13 protein-coding genes are annotated in these 14,025 nt (G+C 43.2%); 9 read left to right on the top strand and 4 right to left on the bottom strand.

The features are described 5' to 3' along the window. The first annotated feature begins 278 nt into the window (after positions 1-278). Positions 279-488: a transcription antiterminator/RNA stability regulator CspE gene (cspE, locus tag C9I99_RS05900; RefSeq protein ID WP_107347944.1), complete on the top strand. Its 210-nt coding sequence runs from the start codon at positions 279-281 to the stop codon at positions 486-488. Positions 489-733: 245 nt separating this feature from the next. Here cspE and C9I99_RS05895 read toward each other — a convergent pair whose 3' ends face one another. Next, entirely contained in the window at positions 734-2,149 is a 1,416-nt protein-coding gene (locus C9I99_RS05895) for a hypothetical protein (protein ID WP_133638292.1), read from the bottom strand. A 423-nt stretch (positions 2,150-2,572) separates the two neighbouring features. On the opposite strand from C9I99_RS05895, the gene C9I99_RS05890 reads away from it, so the two are divergent. From C9I99_RS05890 to C9I99_RS05870, 5 genes are all read left to right on the top strand, one after another. Continuing rightward, complete coding sequence (locus C9I99_RS05890) at positions 2,573-3,664, top strand: calcium:cation antiporter (protein WP_107347942.1); 1,092 nt, start codon at positions 2,573-2,575, stop codon at positions 3,662-3,664. A 23-nt stretch (positions 3,665-3,687) separates the two neighbouring features. Further along, the gene (locus tag C9I99_RS05885; protein WP_107347941.1) at positions 3,688-4,326 is read left to right on the top strand and encodes a DedA family protein; all 639 of its coding nucleotides are present in this window, start codon (positions 3,688-3,690) and stop codon (positions 4,324-4,326) included. Next, positions 4,323-5,714, top strand: coding sequence for a magnesium transporter (locus C9I99_RS05880; RefSeq protein WP_107347940.1), 1,392 nt, complete (start codon positions 4,323-4,325; stop codon positions 5,712-5,714). Before C9I99_RS05885 ends, C9I99_RS05880 begins: the two co-directional genes overlap by 4 nt. Before the next feature lie 32 nt (positions 5,715-5,746). Continuing rightward, positions 5,747-6,397: a MarC family NAAT transporter gene (locus tag C9I99_RS05875; RefSeq protein ID WP_107347939.1), complete on the top strand. Its 651-nt coding sequence runs from the start codon at positions 5,747-5,749 to the stop codon at positions 6,395-6,397. Between the two features lie 254 nt (positions 6,398-6,651). Next, positions 6,652-7,575, top strand: coding sequence for a LysR family transcriptional regulator (locus C9I99_RS05870; RefSeq protein WP_107347938.1), 924 nt, complete (start codon positions 6,652-6,654; stop codon positions 7,573-7,575). A 21-nt stretch (positions 7,576-7,596) separates the two neighbouring features. On the opposite strand, the gene C9I99_RS05865 is transcribed toward C9I99_RS05870, so the two are convergent. Together C9I99_RS05865 and C9I99_RS05860 are read right to left on the bottom strand one after the other, a co-directional pair. Next, positions 7,597-9,393, bottom strand: a complete 1,797-nt coding sequence (locus C9I99_RS05865; RefSeq protein ID WP_107347937.1) for a mechanosensitive ion channel family protein — start codon at positions 9,391-9,393, stop codon at positions 7,597-7,599. A gap of 88 nt (positions 9,394-9,481) precedes the next feature. Beyond that, complete coding sequence (locus C9I99_RS05860; protein ID WP_107347936.1) at positions 9,482-10,522, bottom strand: alpha/beta hydrolase; 1,041 nt, start codon at positions 10,520-10,522, stop codon at positions 9,482-9,484. 958 nt (positions 10,523-11,480) lie between these two features. Here C9I99_RS05860 and C9I99_RS05855 point away from each other — a divergent pair. The 3 genes from C9I99_RS05855 (at position 11,481) to C9I99_RS05845 (ending at position 13,116) form a co-directional block, all read left to right on the top strand. Then, a complete protein-coding gene (locus C9I99_RS05855; RefSeq protein WP_107347935.1) occupies positions 11,481-11,828 on the top strand; it encodes a hypothetical protein in 348 nt (115 codons plus the stop codon). Between the two features lie 61 nt (positions 11,829-11,889). Beyond that, positions 11,890-12,162, top strand: a complete 273-nt coding sequence (locus C9I99_RS05850; RefSeq protein WP_107347934.1) for a hypothetical protein — start codon at positions 11,890-11,892, stop codon at positions 12,160-12,162. A gap of 462 nt (positions 12,163-12,624) precedes the next feature. Then, positions 12,625-13,116: a hypothetical protein gene (locus tag C9I99_RS05845; protein WP_107347933.1), complete on the top strand. Its 492-nt coding sequence runs from the start codon at positions 12,625-12,627 to the stop codon at positions 13,114-13,116. A 277-nt stretch (positions 13,117-13,393) separates the two neighbouring features. Here the strand turns inward: C9I99_RS05845 and C9I99_RS05840 are convergent, their stop codons facing one another. After that, a complete protein-coding gene (locus C9I99_RS05840) occupies positions 13,394-14,020 on the bottom strand; it encodes a hypothetical protein (protein ID WP_107347932.1) in 627 nt (208 codons plus the stop codon). Positions 14,021-14,025 lie beyond the last annotated feature (5 nt).

Raw genomic sequence — 14,025 nt, 5'->3', positions numbered from 1 at the left:
AAACAATAGCTTCAGTACAATCCAAATCACATTTTTCGATATGAATGACTTAATTTTAAAGTAATTGCTTGCCACCCTCCTTCCCGTATGGCCTAATGTGCTTGGCCTGAAATGCAGACCTATTTATGCAACAAATTGAAATAGAAAACTTCGTTACACCGCTTCATCGAGCGACGTTGTCCTGAAGAGCTCAACATTCTTTTGTCCATAAGTAATTCATTATGATGGCTTAAGTACGCAACAAGCGTTTATTATTTTTTTGATTCAGGAGACATTCCATGTCTAAAGCAACTGGTATCGTTAAGTGGTTTAACGACGAGAAAGGTTTTGGTTTCATCACTCAAGACAACGGCGGTGCTGACGTATTCGTTCACTTCCGTGCTATCGCTGGTGACGGTTTCAAATCTCTAGCTGAAGGCCAGAAAGTATCTTTCGACATCGAACAAGGTCAGAAAGGTCCTCAAGCTGCTAACGTTGAGCGTATCTAATTCGCGTTAACGTAAAGAATTATAAAAGGGTGCCTTAGGGCGCCCTTTTTTATTTCAGCCAATTTATTTTCCTACCTTCCACACACTGCAATAATTACCATTCATACAATCTCTCATTGCTACTTATTTATAAAATTATATTTATTTTCTAAAGCAATCATACCCATGAACCGCTGCCGGCCACGGGTATAGATATAGATTATTGGCTAATGAAAGCGTGGGTAAATAACAAAAAACAAGCCTTATTAGGCTTCTTCCTCGCGAATTAAAGTACCGTTGCTTTCAAACTGGCTATACAGACGCTCGACCAGCTGCCATGCCTTTTCGCCATGCGCCTGCTTGATATAGTTTTCGACATCGGTACGAATGGTATCGGCAAAGAACGATGCCGCGAACATACCCTGATCCAGACCAATGATCTTATCGGCTACTTCACCTTTCTCATTGACCGCATCGAACCAGCCTGCCGGGCTAACAATTTGCGGATAGCGGGCTTCGACATCTAGCAGCAACTCGACGGCATGGTCACGGTTTTTCATCGCATAGAGTGCTGTTGCATGCGGCGTGCCTACTGGCTCCTGAAAACTCCGGCGACCACGCTGGTAGGCCTCTGCCATTCCGTCAACACCGTATTCGCTGTAGCGGCTGTCAACCGTCGAGGACGATGACAAGAACGGAATACCGAACTGGGCGCTGTATTCGACCTGTACCCTGGCCATATCATCAAACATCTTTGGCGTCGGTACCATCGACTTCTCATCGAACCAAACCGACGGTAACATGCCTTGGAAGTACGCACCGTTCCAAGTCAGCATGGGGTTGATCACTTCCCCATCGCGGGTAACGTACTCACCGGTATAAAGCCCCATATTGGTAAAGACCCCTTCCGGGATAGGCATCTCATCACTATGGGTCAGTACCGCAGCCCAGAGCGGCGCCAACCGGCTCTCGTTTGCCTTACGGTCGATCAAGTATTTGACGTAGCCCGGCTGGCCATCACCGGTATCTTGCCATGCTGCACGAAGGAGATCACGGGTGCCAGTGTCGCGCTCATACAGACCATACCAACCTTCTTTACTTTGATTAATCAACGCATCAGCACGCTGAGAAAGCTGTGCAAGCACTGGATCGTCATGCTGCCAATACGCACCTGATACCGCCGCCAATGACGAGATCAGATTGGCCGCATCAACGGCTGACGCCACCGAACGACTATCGAGCGCCAACTCACCCTCACTGAGCTTGTACATCCAAATGAACAGGCCGTTCCACTTTGGTGCGTTTTCCAGTTGGGTCAAGACTTCCCCAATACGCTTGCGTGCTTCATTAGAGCCTGCACGCTCCATTTCGGTAAGTACGTTCAGGTATAGGCCAACGGTCGTACTGTTCACTGCCGGACGCGGCTCGATATCCCCGTTGTCCATCACGCGAATAAAATCAAAAGGCATACCCGATTGGGGATCGACACCCACTCCATCCTGGAAATACTGCAAATTAGTATGTAGCTGCTGGACAAAATTTTCAGGGTAATGATGCTCACCGATGTAAACTTCGGTAATCAACTGCGAATTAATGGCCGTATCCTCAACGCTAGTAGACACACACCCGCCAAGCATGAAAGTCCCTAATACAAACGCCAATACTTTCTTTTTGTGAATCACTGCTACCTCACCTTCTGTGAATAGAATCGTTTCTATTGTCATCAATGAGAATCTAGCGTCACACTGATTAATAGTCGAGCGCATTACGCATCTAAATTATTAATAAGTATTATACTTTGAGTGTGATCACACCATAGAAACGTTACAAAAAATTCCCTGCAATCTGTTTTGTAATCACAGAAAAGCGCGTGAAACAATCTGCACACATGAACACATGAACACATTTCACAGACTAAAAAATTATAATTTATCTCCCCCCCCTTTCAGGCAAGAATGAATTTCACTAATTCATCGTCTCACATCGCCATCCACTTTATTGTAACGCCTCAGGCACTACTGCAGCATAATCAGTAGATTTTCCAACCTCATACACCTCGTTAAAGGACAGTAACGAACCGTAGAAAATCCTCCCAAAAGGCTCATATGTTCAAGATACTAAAGCAAGAATACACACTGATTACCGGTATTCTTGCCATATTATTTTTTAAACTCGGCGGAAATAGCCTGCTAGTTGGTGACAACTCTCCCGCTTTATACATAGTGACAACTGGCATTTTGTTTGCTGCCGTAATGACAGCAATCTTTGCTGTTGTTCGCCACTCTGACGCGCTTGCAATTAAATTAGGTGACCCATTCGGGACGCTAATTCTGACGTTGTCAGTCGTCTTGCTTGAAGTCATCATGGTTTCATCTGTCATGCTGACTGGCGATTCGAATCCCGTATTGGCAAGAGACACCATGTTTGCCGTAGTAATGACTGTGCTCAATGGTTTTGTCGGCATTACTTTGTTGATCGGCGGTATGAAGTACCACACCCAAACATATAACTTGGATGGAATAAAAGCCTATCTTGTCGCCATTATTCCACTGGCAATGCTCTGTTTGATTCTTCCTAACTTCACCAGTATGGATGCCTTTGGCAACATGTCGGCAGGTTTAACAGGGACTCTAGTGCTCGCTTCGATAGCACTTTATGCCGTATTCCTGTTTATTCAAACCCGCAGTCATACCCACTTTTTCATTGACGCAGATAACAAAAGCGACCACGACAGCCATGGTCCATTAAAGAGCAACGCATTCCATACCATCATGCTTATTTGCTACTTGGTGGTGGTCATTTTGCTGGCAAAAAGCTTAGCTATTCCAATCAATGATGGAATCACCGTGATGGGCGCACCTGCTGCACTAGGCGGTTTAGTTGTGGCTCTGATCATTCTAGCACCTGAAGCCGTTGGGGCGCTTAAGGCTGCCTTTAAGAACCAACTTCAGCGAGCCATAAACCTGTTTTTTGGCTCGGTGCTTGCCACCATCGCATTAACTGTACCTGCCGTACTGCTTATTTCAGGGCTAATGAATGAGCCCATCCGATTAGGGCTCGAACCGGCTGAAATGGTGCTTCTTATTGCGACTCTGTTGATGAGCAGTGTCAGCCTCAGTAGTGGCAGAACAAACTCACTCAACGGCGCTACCCACCTCATTCTTTTCTTTGCCTACATCATCTTAATGTTTGATTAAACACGCAGGTTAAGGGCTCTATTATGCAACAAATCCTCACGGCCATTTGGCTGCAAGATTTTGATTCTCTCCAGGTGGTTAACCCAATCAACATCTTGTTGTTACTACTTGCAGTGGTGTTACTTACTGAGTCCTGTTTTATTTTTTTGCCACTACCAGGGGTGGGGTTAACCTTATTTGTAGGAGGCCTGGTTAGCATCGAGGCGGTTGACTATTACAATGCAGTCATTCTGCTATCGGCAGCGGCTTCTATTGGCAGCATCTTCGCCTACCTACAAGGACGTTGGCTGCATGGTACGACTTTCATGTATAGCGTTGAGCGTCGCCTTCCTCCTAAGAGCCAACAAAGGGCAAAAACACTCTTAGAGAAGCATGGGGTTTTCATCCTCTTTCTTTCACAGTTCCTACCTTTTTTGCGCGCATTAATACCGTTATTAATGGGCGCTACACGAGTAGGTTTTATTCACGCAGTGCTTACGAGTATCACCAGCTCATTAATATGGACCATGACTTTACTCTTCATTGGCACAAGGGTTATGCGACACCCATTGATGGCGGCCTTCAAAGTTTCAATCACAAAATGGTTCTTAGTCGGAAGCTTTCTTCTATTTACAACAGTACTTATTACCCTGCTCTTACATTGGATAAGACATAAACAATGACATTAAATTCAATCTCTCTGCACTCAACTAGCGCAGAACAACTTTACAGCCAGCTTCTCTTTTGTGTTGAGACGCAGAATGCAGATTTGCTGCACAAAAATATAGAAACGACTCATTCTGAAGCACTACCATCAGCTTTCAGAATGCTTAGCGACCATGATCGTGTCGCTGTCTGGGCTCTACTGAGCAGCAAATCACCAAAGCTTGCAGCCAATTTACTCGACCACTTTTCGGATAACGAATTTCTAGCACTGATCAGTCAACTTCCCCTCGAGGTATCAGTCAGCCTGTTTGAATACCTACACTCTACAGACAGAAGAATATTAATATCCCAACTGCCACACCAACTGCAGTCTCAACTAAAGCGCGTTTTACCGCAAAAATGGCGGAATGAAGAGCGTGCAGCACTCATATATCCAGAAAACTCTGCTGGTGGCATTTGCAAAAATGAAATCATAAAAATACGCGCAGAAGCGACTGTCGCTGATTTAAACGCCGTCCTCGAAGAAAAAGAGCAAAACTCCGATCACCTTGAATGGCGCTATGTATATTTACGGAACGAGAAAGGTGTCTTTCTTGGGGCGTTAAAATTAAAGGATATTTTCCTGCAATCGCCAGAAACAAAACTAAAAGAACACGTAGACCCAAGCATTCCTGTGGCTGCACCAGAACTAGAGCTTTATTCACTAAAAAGCATCTTAGACACAACACTACACTCAGTGATTCCAGTCGTAAATGAACATGGTTTTCAAATAGGCGTTGTTGGCTTTAAGCAACTTAACGAGGCGCTCTATGAGCAATCAAAACACCAACTGCTTGAACAGTCCGGTGTGTTTGGTGGTGATGAGTTCCGCTCGATGCCGACATTCACCAGAAATCTACGACGGTTAGCGTTCTTGTTACCGTCAGTTATTCTGAGTTATGCCGCCGTGTCTATTATTGCCGCTTATGAACCCATTATTGAACAAATAGCGGTACTTGCTGCCATTTTGCCGCTGGTTGCCAACCTCTCTGGCGCGGCTGGGAACCAAGCTGTCGCGGTATCGATTAGAGAACTATCAATGGGACACCTTAGCGCAAAGGACTGGCTTTATGTTATCGCCAAAGAAGTCCCCATTGGCCTCATTAACGGCATTCTGATTGGCGGTGTGCTAGGTGTACTGACTCTCTTTACCCATAGCAATGAACATATCGGATTACCTTTGCTTATAGGTATCGCCTACGCTTTTTCATCTGTTCTCGCCGTGATGATTGGTGGCGCATTACCTTTGCTATTGAGACGGTTAAACCTTGACCCGGCTATGCTATCGAGCCCGGTTTTAACCACGTTAACAGATGCGATTGCATTTTTTAGTGTCCTTTACCTCGCACAATTATTTTTATTGTAAATAACATTCACCAACCTATTAAGAACTCACTTATGCATATTGAAACTTTATTTACCTATTTGATGTTAACCGTTATCGGTTTATTACCGATGATGAATCCACCAGCCGCAGCAACGGTGTTACTTGGATTGAGTAAAGGCCAAGATAAAAATTTCATCGTGTCACAAGCTAAAACGGTCGGATTCTACTTATTCTGTGCTTTGTGTATAACGTTTCTTATTGGTGCATCGGTACTAGAGCTATTTAGTATCTCGATACCCAGTCTGCGCTTAGGGGGCGGTATCATCATTGTTGCCATTGGTTTTAATATGCTGTTCCCAAGCCCAGAAACAGGCAATGGTCCTCCGGGGCAAGACTCTATTGCTCTTGTGCCGCTCACCATTCCTTCACTATGCGGCCCAGGTACAATGGCACTGATCATTAGCCTTGCTGCAGAATTAGCCATTCATGGTGAGGAACTACACATGCCGAGTGTATACGGCGGCGTATTCACCGGGTTTGCTATCGTTGCTCTGATTGCAGCATTTACCCTCAGTATGGCATACCCCTTACTCAAAGCGCTCGGCCAAAATGGCATCAATGCATTTACCCGGATCATGGGCTTTCTACTGATTTGTATGGGCGTTCAATTCTTCACTTTAGGCATAGAGGAAATTGTTCAAGACATCTATCAACTTCTGTAAGAAGATATCGACTACCAAAGAGCTATCGACGATCTGATATGCTGAAGTGATACGCTAAATACAAATAATACAAGATCGCTGAAGGGACTCAGCGATGATCCTATCCTTCATCCAAAATCACCGACCATACTAGACAAATCACCTGTCAGTTAACAATTTCTTTAGTAACTCATTGAAATAAAGTGTCTTAAATCTATTCTTAAATGAGTGTAGAAAACAGTTTAGAGCGAAGCGAAAACCGCTAAGGGCATACGATGAAAGAAATCCGAGATTTAGACCTAAATCTTCTAAAGCTGCTAAAAGTGGTGGTTGAAACACGCAATACACATGCAGCGGCAGATAAACTGGGGATCTCACAAACCAGCGTTAGTCGAGGATTAGCGAAACTAAGAGAGACCTTTGGAGACCAGCTTTTTGTCCGTAAAGCCCACGGCGTTCAACCGTCAGAGTTAGCTGAAAAGCTCGCTGAAGCGGCGGATGAAATGTTTAACCCTCTGATTAAGGTGGTTGACTCCTACCGCAACTTTGAACCTCAAGAACTTGAAAGTGAAGTGACTATTGCTATGAATTTCTTTCTTCTTGAAGTATACGGTGATGGTATCTTTGCCGCGCTGAGAGAGGCCCTACCCAAAGCCAAATTTAAACTGATTTTCTGGCAAGAGAACTCATTGACCGAGTTGTTAAATGGCCATATCGACTACATGCTCCACTTTGCTTCCTTTCCGCTTCCACAAGATATTTACCAGCATAAGATTCAAGATATAAAACTTTGTTTAGTTGCTCGCAAAAACCACCCAGTATTAAAAGATGGCAGCGAATGGGAGCGCATTCACCAGCTCCCCATAGCTAAAGGTATTATTGATGGCTTAAACACGAAGCGATCGCCCATTGAAGACATCTACCAATCAAAAGGATACAAAGCAAAAATTAGCCTGGAAACACACAGCGTGCGGCTATTACTGAGCTATTTAAAGCATTCAGATGCCATATTATATGGTAGTAGTTTCGTTAATGAGCTTGACCCCATGCTAGGTACTTACCCATTACCGCCAAGCCCTAAGGAAATGCGTCAAATTCAGGTTAATGGCGGCTACCTACAGTCCAAACGCGGTTTTCCGCTCAATCAATTACTGCACCAAATAATGCAGACTTTTTTCGATGATGTCGTACAACCTTGACGATGATGGTGCCCATAAACGTTAAGCCGTTGCGTTTTTTCGAATCGCAGATGTCGTTACAGGGTATATAATCGTGTCTTTAATTTCGTACTTGTACTCGAAACTAAAATCAGGGAATGGATAGTTGTTTGTATCGTGCCACTGCTTAACGGTATTTGACGCTTTCTCTTTAAGCGCTTCATCCACAGCTGAAAGCTTACCCGCAAACTGATACTGATTGGAAAACGCAAGTTGCGCACCAACTATTTCTATCTGCCGCATGACCATCAGTAACACATCTTCTTGCACCGCCATGAACTCATCGTGATCACGACACCTGATATAAGCAAGAACATTAACCAAAATGCCATACTCGCCGACTCCCATGAAACGAGCGCGAAGAGGTTCTTCCTCCAGTTGAGGGTGTCGAAGTAATACTCGGCGGATATTAACCAATAGCAGTCTCAACTGATCTCTGGTCAACTCTGAACGTACTCTAAAAGTATGCTCCATCCTGCGCTTGTCACGCCTCTCTAAATTATCTATTTCCATATTGGCAAATTCTGAATTTGGAATAGTTATCAAGGAGCGCTCTAGCGTTCTGATCCTCGTCGAACGCAAACCGATACTCTCAATTGTTCCTAACTTATCGCCATAACGGCATAACTCACCAATCTTGATCCCGCCATCGGCATATAAGGTTAAACCATTTATGACATTTTCCAGCACAGGGCGTATCGCTAAAGCGACAGCCAAGCCACCGACACCAAGGCCAGCAACAATCGGAGAGATAGAAAATCCCATAAATTCAACAATGTAAATCGCTAGTATTGCAATCGTCAGGCCACCGAAAATACGGGCTAATACCGTGATCAAAGATGAATCGACTTCTTTACCATTATGCTTGTGATAGGCATAAATCGTTGCAAGGTAATTGAATAACGCCAGGATTAACCACGAAGCAAAGAAAAACTGCCACAGTAAAAAAGCCGTTGAGAGCAATTGATAGACGCTTCCCGTTATCCAGATACCGTTATCTATTACCCTTCGAGTCGCTAATAGAATCAACACTGCACTTAACAATGACAGCAATCGGCCAACCTGCCACCTTTGCCCTTTTGTTTCCCAATGACTGTTCCACAACTCCCCTAGCTTAAAGCTCAATTTAATGAGCAATTTACAAACAACAAAAATACTTAATAGTGCAAGCCATTGCCACAGCGGAAGTGAGCCATAAAGCTGAAGAAGATCAACAGGAAGTGAGTAAATAAACCCTTTAGAAAACAAAGGACCAGGGCCAATCAAGAAGTCTTGATAGTAGTCAATTCGCGATTCCGACGCATAAGGGAGCGATTCCATATTACGGTACCAGGAATGAATCTGCTGAATCGTATTTGCCGAAAATACAAATTGTCCCTGCCTACTACCAGATTCTAGTCGTACAATGGATAAGTCCGAGTTAGCAAAGCGCCAATAGCTCATCTCTTTCGCTTGATCATAGTCAGGCGCGGCTTGTAAAACCTCGGTATCAAAACGGTCTAAGATCTCTCGGAGTAAAATAATACGCTCCATCAATACCACGGTTCGGCTACGATTGTGAACAAGTGAGAGATCCATTGCTCTGACGGCCTGATTGTAAGCATGCTTAGCTTCTTTCGTGTCTAACTTTTCTTCTTGCCAATGCTTTATCACAATTTCTGAGAAATACAGAAAATCCACTAATGTCGTTTTCGGGCTCGAGGTATCTGCAAGGGAAAATGGAGTGTGGGCAAAAGGTGAAACGCTAAAGAACATCATGCTTATGAGCAGCAAGCGCTGAGTGATTAATCGAGAGTTCATGGCAATGCTCATTACAGGTTTGCTAAATAATATTCTGCAAAAAACAGCGCTTAATAAGCGCTGCTTTTAAAGACAAAGGAATAATTGACTACTTGAGGTGCTTATTAAAAAACAATCCAATCTCTCTAATGGCATCATCCGATTCAGGCACGTCAGCCAACAGCCCTGCCATATAATCAGCGTGTGACTGGCCATCGTATACATGAAGCAGGGTTTCAACATCAGCACTTCTCAATAGGCGATGCATACGAACAGTATCGCTTAGCAATAAGTCACGCGTTCCGGTTAGGAACAATGTTGGCGGAAAATCCTCAATTTCAGCGTATATGGGTGATAACAAAGGGTTCGCCAAGCCTTCGCCATCTGCATATAAATCAATTGTGGCTTGGATAAGGCCTTCGCGCTGCCCTAATGGATCTAATCCTTTCATCGTATACCACGAATCTGAGGTTAGTTTTAAATCAGTTACAGGCGTACCAGCATAGATGGCACCTGGTGTCGGCAAGCCCATTTGCTGAAGCTTTAACACCGTTGCCAACGTCAGATTCCCACCTGCAGATGTTCCGAATATAGCCGTGGCCTCTGGCTTTTGAGTTTTCATCAGCTCTTTCCAAACAGCAACGGTATCTTCTAATGCGGCGGGGAAAGGATGAAGCGGTGGCTTACGGTAATCAATAGAAATGACCTGAGCTCCTAGCCCACCAGCTATCCATGCCGCTTCGCGGAGCGCCGATTCACCGCCACCAAACACAAATGCGCCGCCATGTAGGTGGATCAACCACTTACCCTGATACTCAGGGGATAATTCTTTGGGCGTGACGAAGAACGTATCTACACCAGCATAGGATTTCGCTTCATAGGTAACACCCAGACGGTCCATACCCTTTTGTGCAAGCTCAATGCCTGCCATGTTAAATTGGCTTTGAAACGCTAACCAAGCTTCTGTTGATTCAGGGACAGGCATGACCGGGGGATGCACTCTCTTTTCAATGACATTTGCCATCTCAGATGAAATGCCCACCGGTGTAGGGATGGTTCGCTCATCCATAGTAATGTTAGCCAATACGGCTGAACTAGCGATGCTCACAATTAATGCTGGAATAAAAGCGTTCAACAACTTCTTTTTCATCACGACTCCAATAACCCGTTTTACTTATACCGTAAGGTTTATTGAAGCCATTATTCAGCACAGCGCTATCCCACTCTATGAATTAGAGAAATTCAAAATTGAAGCGCAAGCACCCACATATATAGGCAAATATGAATTACTCAAACCCATCGTTATTTGGTCAAAAAACGATAAAGTATGGGACAACGTTAAGCTCATCGATAACTGGAGATTAAAATGAAAAAGTACTTACCTGTGGTAGTGATTTTTAGCGCCTATCTGACCTTCTTTTTTACGCTCGTTACTCGGATCACGGCGTTGTAGAACAAAGCTTATAACGGATACAAACAAACTCCCCCGGTCATAAAAACCCGGTACTATTACTGTAGTGTTTCAACCAGTAGTTGATGCAGTCATCTAAACTGACGAAATCTTGTTCACCACTACCGCCAACCCCGTTGGCAATTTCTGGATTTCGGCCAGATTATCTCAATTCCATCATGATTTTATGTTTCCGCCTGCCTCTTTTGGGCTTGTTGCGGGATACTTAGCTAATCTGAGTTTTAGGTGCTGATGAGTTAAAAATATAAGTTACATCAGAGCTTAAATACCAACCAATTTAAAGCTGTCGTAAGAACAAACACTTAATACCAATGCGATGGCTTCTGGAAAACACTATGAATGATACAAATCAGCCAACCCTGTTTTGGCTGGATTATGAGATTTTTTCATTAAGCATCTGTTTATAAAGGTCTATATGACATCATAAGTTATTCAAAGACGCAGCTTGGACACCCTCTTTAGTGAAGTTTCATACGAACAAAATCAAGCTTGAAGTAAAGTAGTCCAAACGCCCACTCTCTTCTTGATATTCCAGAAAAGTGCCGTAGTTTTTTATCAAATTTTTAAATATATATACTATTTTGTACTATCTTTTAGACTCGATGGTTTGCCAATACTGACAGTTGAAGGGGCGGGGATGTTCAAAATAACGGTAGATTTGGGGAAGGTGATTACTGAACTCAAACAACGTAAAAGTATAAGAAATACGGCTGCCCTAGAGGCGATCAGGAGAGCCTTGCAAGAGACAAATATCTATCTCAGCTCTCAAAAGAAAAATCCACAAAAGGAAGAAGAGCTATCTGAGCTCTGGTCTAGAGCTGCGGTGGATATACGTCATGCTGATCCGGGTTTGGCACGGAGACTTAATTTAAAAGGTAGATATTGGTTACAAAGAGACGGCTACTCACTTAGTGACCTGTTCGATTCAAAGATAAACCTCGAGGAGATAAATAGGGACTATGAAAATTTGCTTGGTCGCCTCTGAAGGTTAAATTTTTGGAATCATGATACTCCCATTTTACTAGGAACATCACAAGGACTTGAGTATGGCAAACATTGAGTGTCAATCGTGCGGGTTTTCAGAAGAAGCCAACAAAACTTTTTTTTTAAAGCTCCTTGGCGGAGCAGGCGTAGCTGGTGGCTATTGGGCGTGGGTTGCGTATTTCTTTGCCGGAACTGGATTTGCTTTTGCTATATGCGTAGCCATCATGACAGGGGGAGTAGCTTTGCTGGCCTTCTCTGATGAAATTACTAAGTGGGTGGCAGAGAGATATGATTGTCCAAGTTGCGGCGGTAGGAACTGGCGACTTATAAAATAGCTAATTTGACGTGGATACAATTTTCATATCAAGGATGGCTGACGGGTCAAACACAACGGTTTCGCAGCCATGGTAGCCAGTAGTTATACCTTTGTAACCCAGACTTAGATGCGAGATAGGCTAGCGATGATAAGTCTAATGTATACTGAATCACAGTGTCACCGTGACACAAATAGCGATCCATATCGTCACACAGATATACCCCTAGCCCGAAGTAGCCAGTAAAACACTTGGTGCGATTTACATCGAAGCCGTGATTGCACATTAGATGCCCTCCCAATCAGACTATTTGCAGCTGTGATAGATCCCACTACAGATAGCTATAAACTTCCCCCCTATTTAGACTGTACCTGCGATAGTCGTATTTAAGCGGTGAGCGAGAATGGTCTATTATAGATCTAGTTGTATGGATTATTTCAAAAAAAACTAGCACATTACAAATTATCTTATGTTTGGAGGAGTATGGATATTTCCGATTATATTGCGACTGGAGCTGCAATCGTATCTGTATCTGCGTGTGCTATAAATATATGGCAAGCATCTATCTCAAAAAAACATAATCAATTATCGGTCAAACCAATGCTCCATTTTGACTGCATTTTAGATAATGACTTGGTACTAAAGATAAAGAATACAGGTACTGGCCCAGCTATTATCAATAATTGTTCATTATATTTTAATGAAGTCTTACTCGGTAGTAACTCTCAGGAAATCGCTTATAATCTATTTGAGGAACTTGAAGTACAACATCTTGGAGGAAGAATGTATATCCCAGGGATAAGGCAAGCTATGCCTGCTGGCGAATCTTATGAGATTATGAGGATTGATGCAGTAATTTCAGATAATCAAGTCATGGAAAGAATAATGAACGACTTAACTTTGTTAACAATAGACCTCAACTATGAGTCTATTTATGGAGAGAAGTTTGATATCTCAGGCCCAGATTTTTCATAGAACGAAACTCTTTCCTTCCTTTTAAAGGTTGCATTCACTCAATTATTAGACAGCCTATATTACTCCGGAATATCCCAAAATCTGTTAATCCTGATTACTCTAGGTTACATACCGGCTATCAGAAGGTATGGCAAATCATTGTTACGCATAACGCTTATAACCTAAATAATACTCAGCTACTTTTGCCGTAACCCCAGTGGTGGTGACTAACAGGATCGAAAAAATTTTATTTCCCGCGATGTAGCATCGTAAGCAGGATTTAGGCTCTCAGAAGAACCTACTTGCTAGCCTTTGGGTAGTGACTAAGCGGGCGACCATTCACTTTAAACATTATCTGTTCTTCAAGCATCTGCATTTGTACATACCCTAATACACTTGAACCCTCAGTTACCAAATCCATATATGATGTTTTATAGATTGGTTCATTTGAGCTTCGAAGGCCTTCAAGGTTTGAGAAGAAAAAGGTAGTTGCTGACTGAAGTTGTAAATTACACTGCAAAAAAACATCTATTTCATGTTTCTTTCCACGCTCATGTATCTTTTCAAATAGCTCTTGGCAAGTGACCCCGTCCTGACCCTTGATCTCAGCTGACAGTATGCATTTCAAGTTAACTAATGCTTTATGCCCTTGAGACATACATTTATCAATATACCATTGGTCATGTTGAAACTTGTTCATTTGCCACTGAAGGTTTAATTGTCTAACTATGACAATCAAAGTTAGCAAACTTAATATTGGTGCATAGATACCTCCTAAAGCACTACCCATCTTCGCCCATTCTTCTTGTGTCCTCCAGATTCCAACTCCAAAGTTGCATGCATAAAGGATTACAGGCATCAAGAAAGCTACTATGATGAGTGTGACAACTATCTTTTGCTTTGTGCTTTTGGATACTATGTTCATAACTA

Origin of the sequence: Photobacterium lutimaris, from assembly GCF_003025555.1 — a bacterium.
Taxonomy (GTDB): Bacteria; Pseudomonadota; Gammaproteobacteria; order Enterobacterales; family Vibrionaceae; genus Photobacterium; species Photobacterium lutimaris.
This window is presented reverse-complemented; position numbering and strand designations above follow the sequence as displayed.

Coding starts and splice junctions, on each gene's coding strand:
- cspE (WP_107347944.1), top strand. CDS start 279: ATGTCTAAAGCAACTGGTATCGTTAAGTGGTTTAACGACGAGAAAGGT.
- C9I99_RS05890 (WP_107347942.1), top strand. CDS start 2,573: ATGTTCAAGATACTAAAGCAAGAATACACACTGATTACCGGTATTCTT.
- C9I99_RS05885 (WP_107347941.1), top strand. CDS start 3,688: ATGCAACAAATCCTCACGGCCATTTGGCTGCAAGATTTTGATTCTCTC.
- C9I99_RS05880 (WP_107347940.1), top strand. CDS start 4,323: ATGACATTAAATTCAATCTCTCTGCACTCAACTAGCGCAGAACAACTT.
- C9I99_RS05875 (WP_107347939.1), top strand. CDS start 5,747: ATGCATATTGAAACTTTATTTACCTATTTGATGTTAACCGTTATCGGT.
- C9I99_RS05870 (WP_107347938.1), top strand. CDS start 6,652: ATGAAAGAAATCCGAGATTTAGACCTAAATCTTCTAAAGCTGCTAAAA.
- C9I99_RS05865 (WP_107347937.1), bottom strand. CDS start 9,393: ATGAACTCTCGATTAATCACTCAGCGCTTGCTGCTCATAAGCATGATG.
- C9I99_RS05860 (WP_107347936.1), bottom strand. CDS start 10,522: ATGAAAAAGAAGTTGTTGAACGCTTTTATTCCAGCATTAATTGTGAGC.
- C9I99_RS05855 (WP_107347935.1), top strand. CDS start 11,481: ATGTTCAAAATAACGGTAGATTTGGGGAAGGTGATTACTGAACTCAAA.
- C9I99_RS05850 (WP_107347934.1), top strand. CDS start 11,890: ATGGCAAACATTGAGTGTCAATCGTGCGGGTTTTCAGAAGAAGCCAAC.
- C9I99_RS05845 (WP_107347933.1), top strand. CDS start 12,625: ATGGATATTTCCGATTATATTGCGACTGGAGCTGCAATCGTATCTGTA.
- C9I99_RS05840 (WP_107347932.1), bottom strand. CDS start 14,020: ATGAACATAGTATCCAAAAGCACAAAGCAAAAGATAGTTGTCACACTC.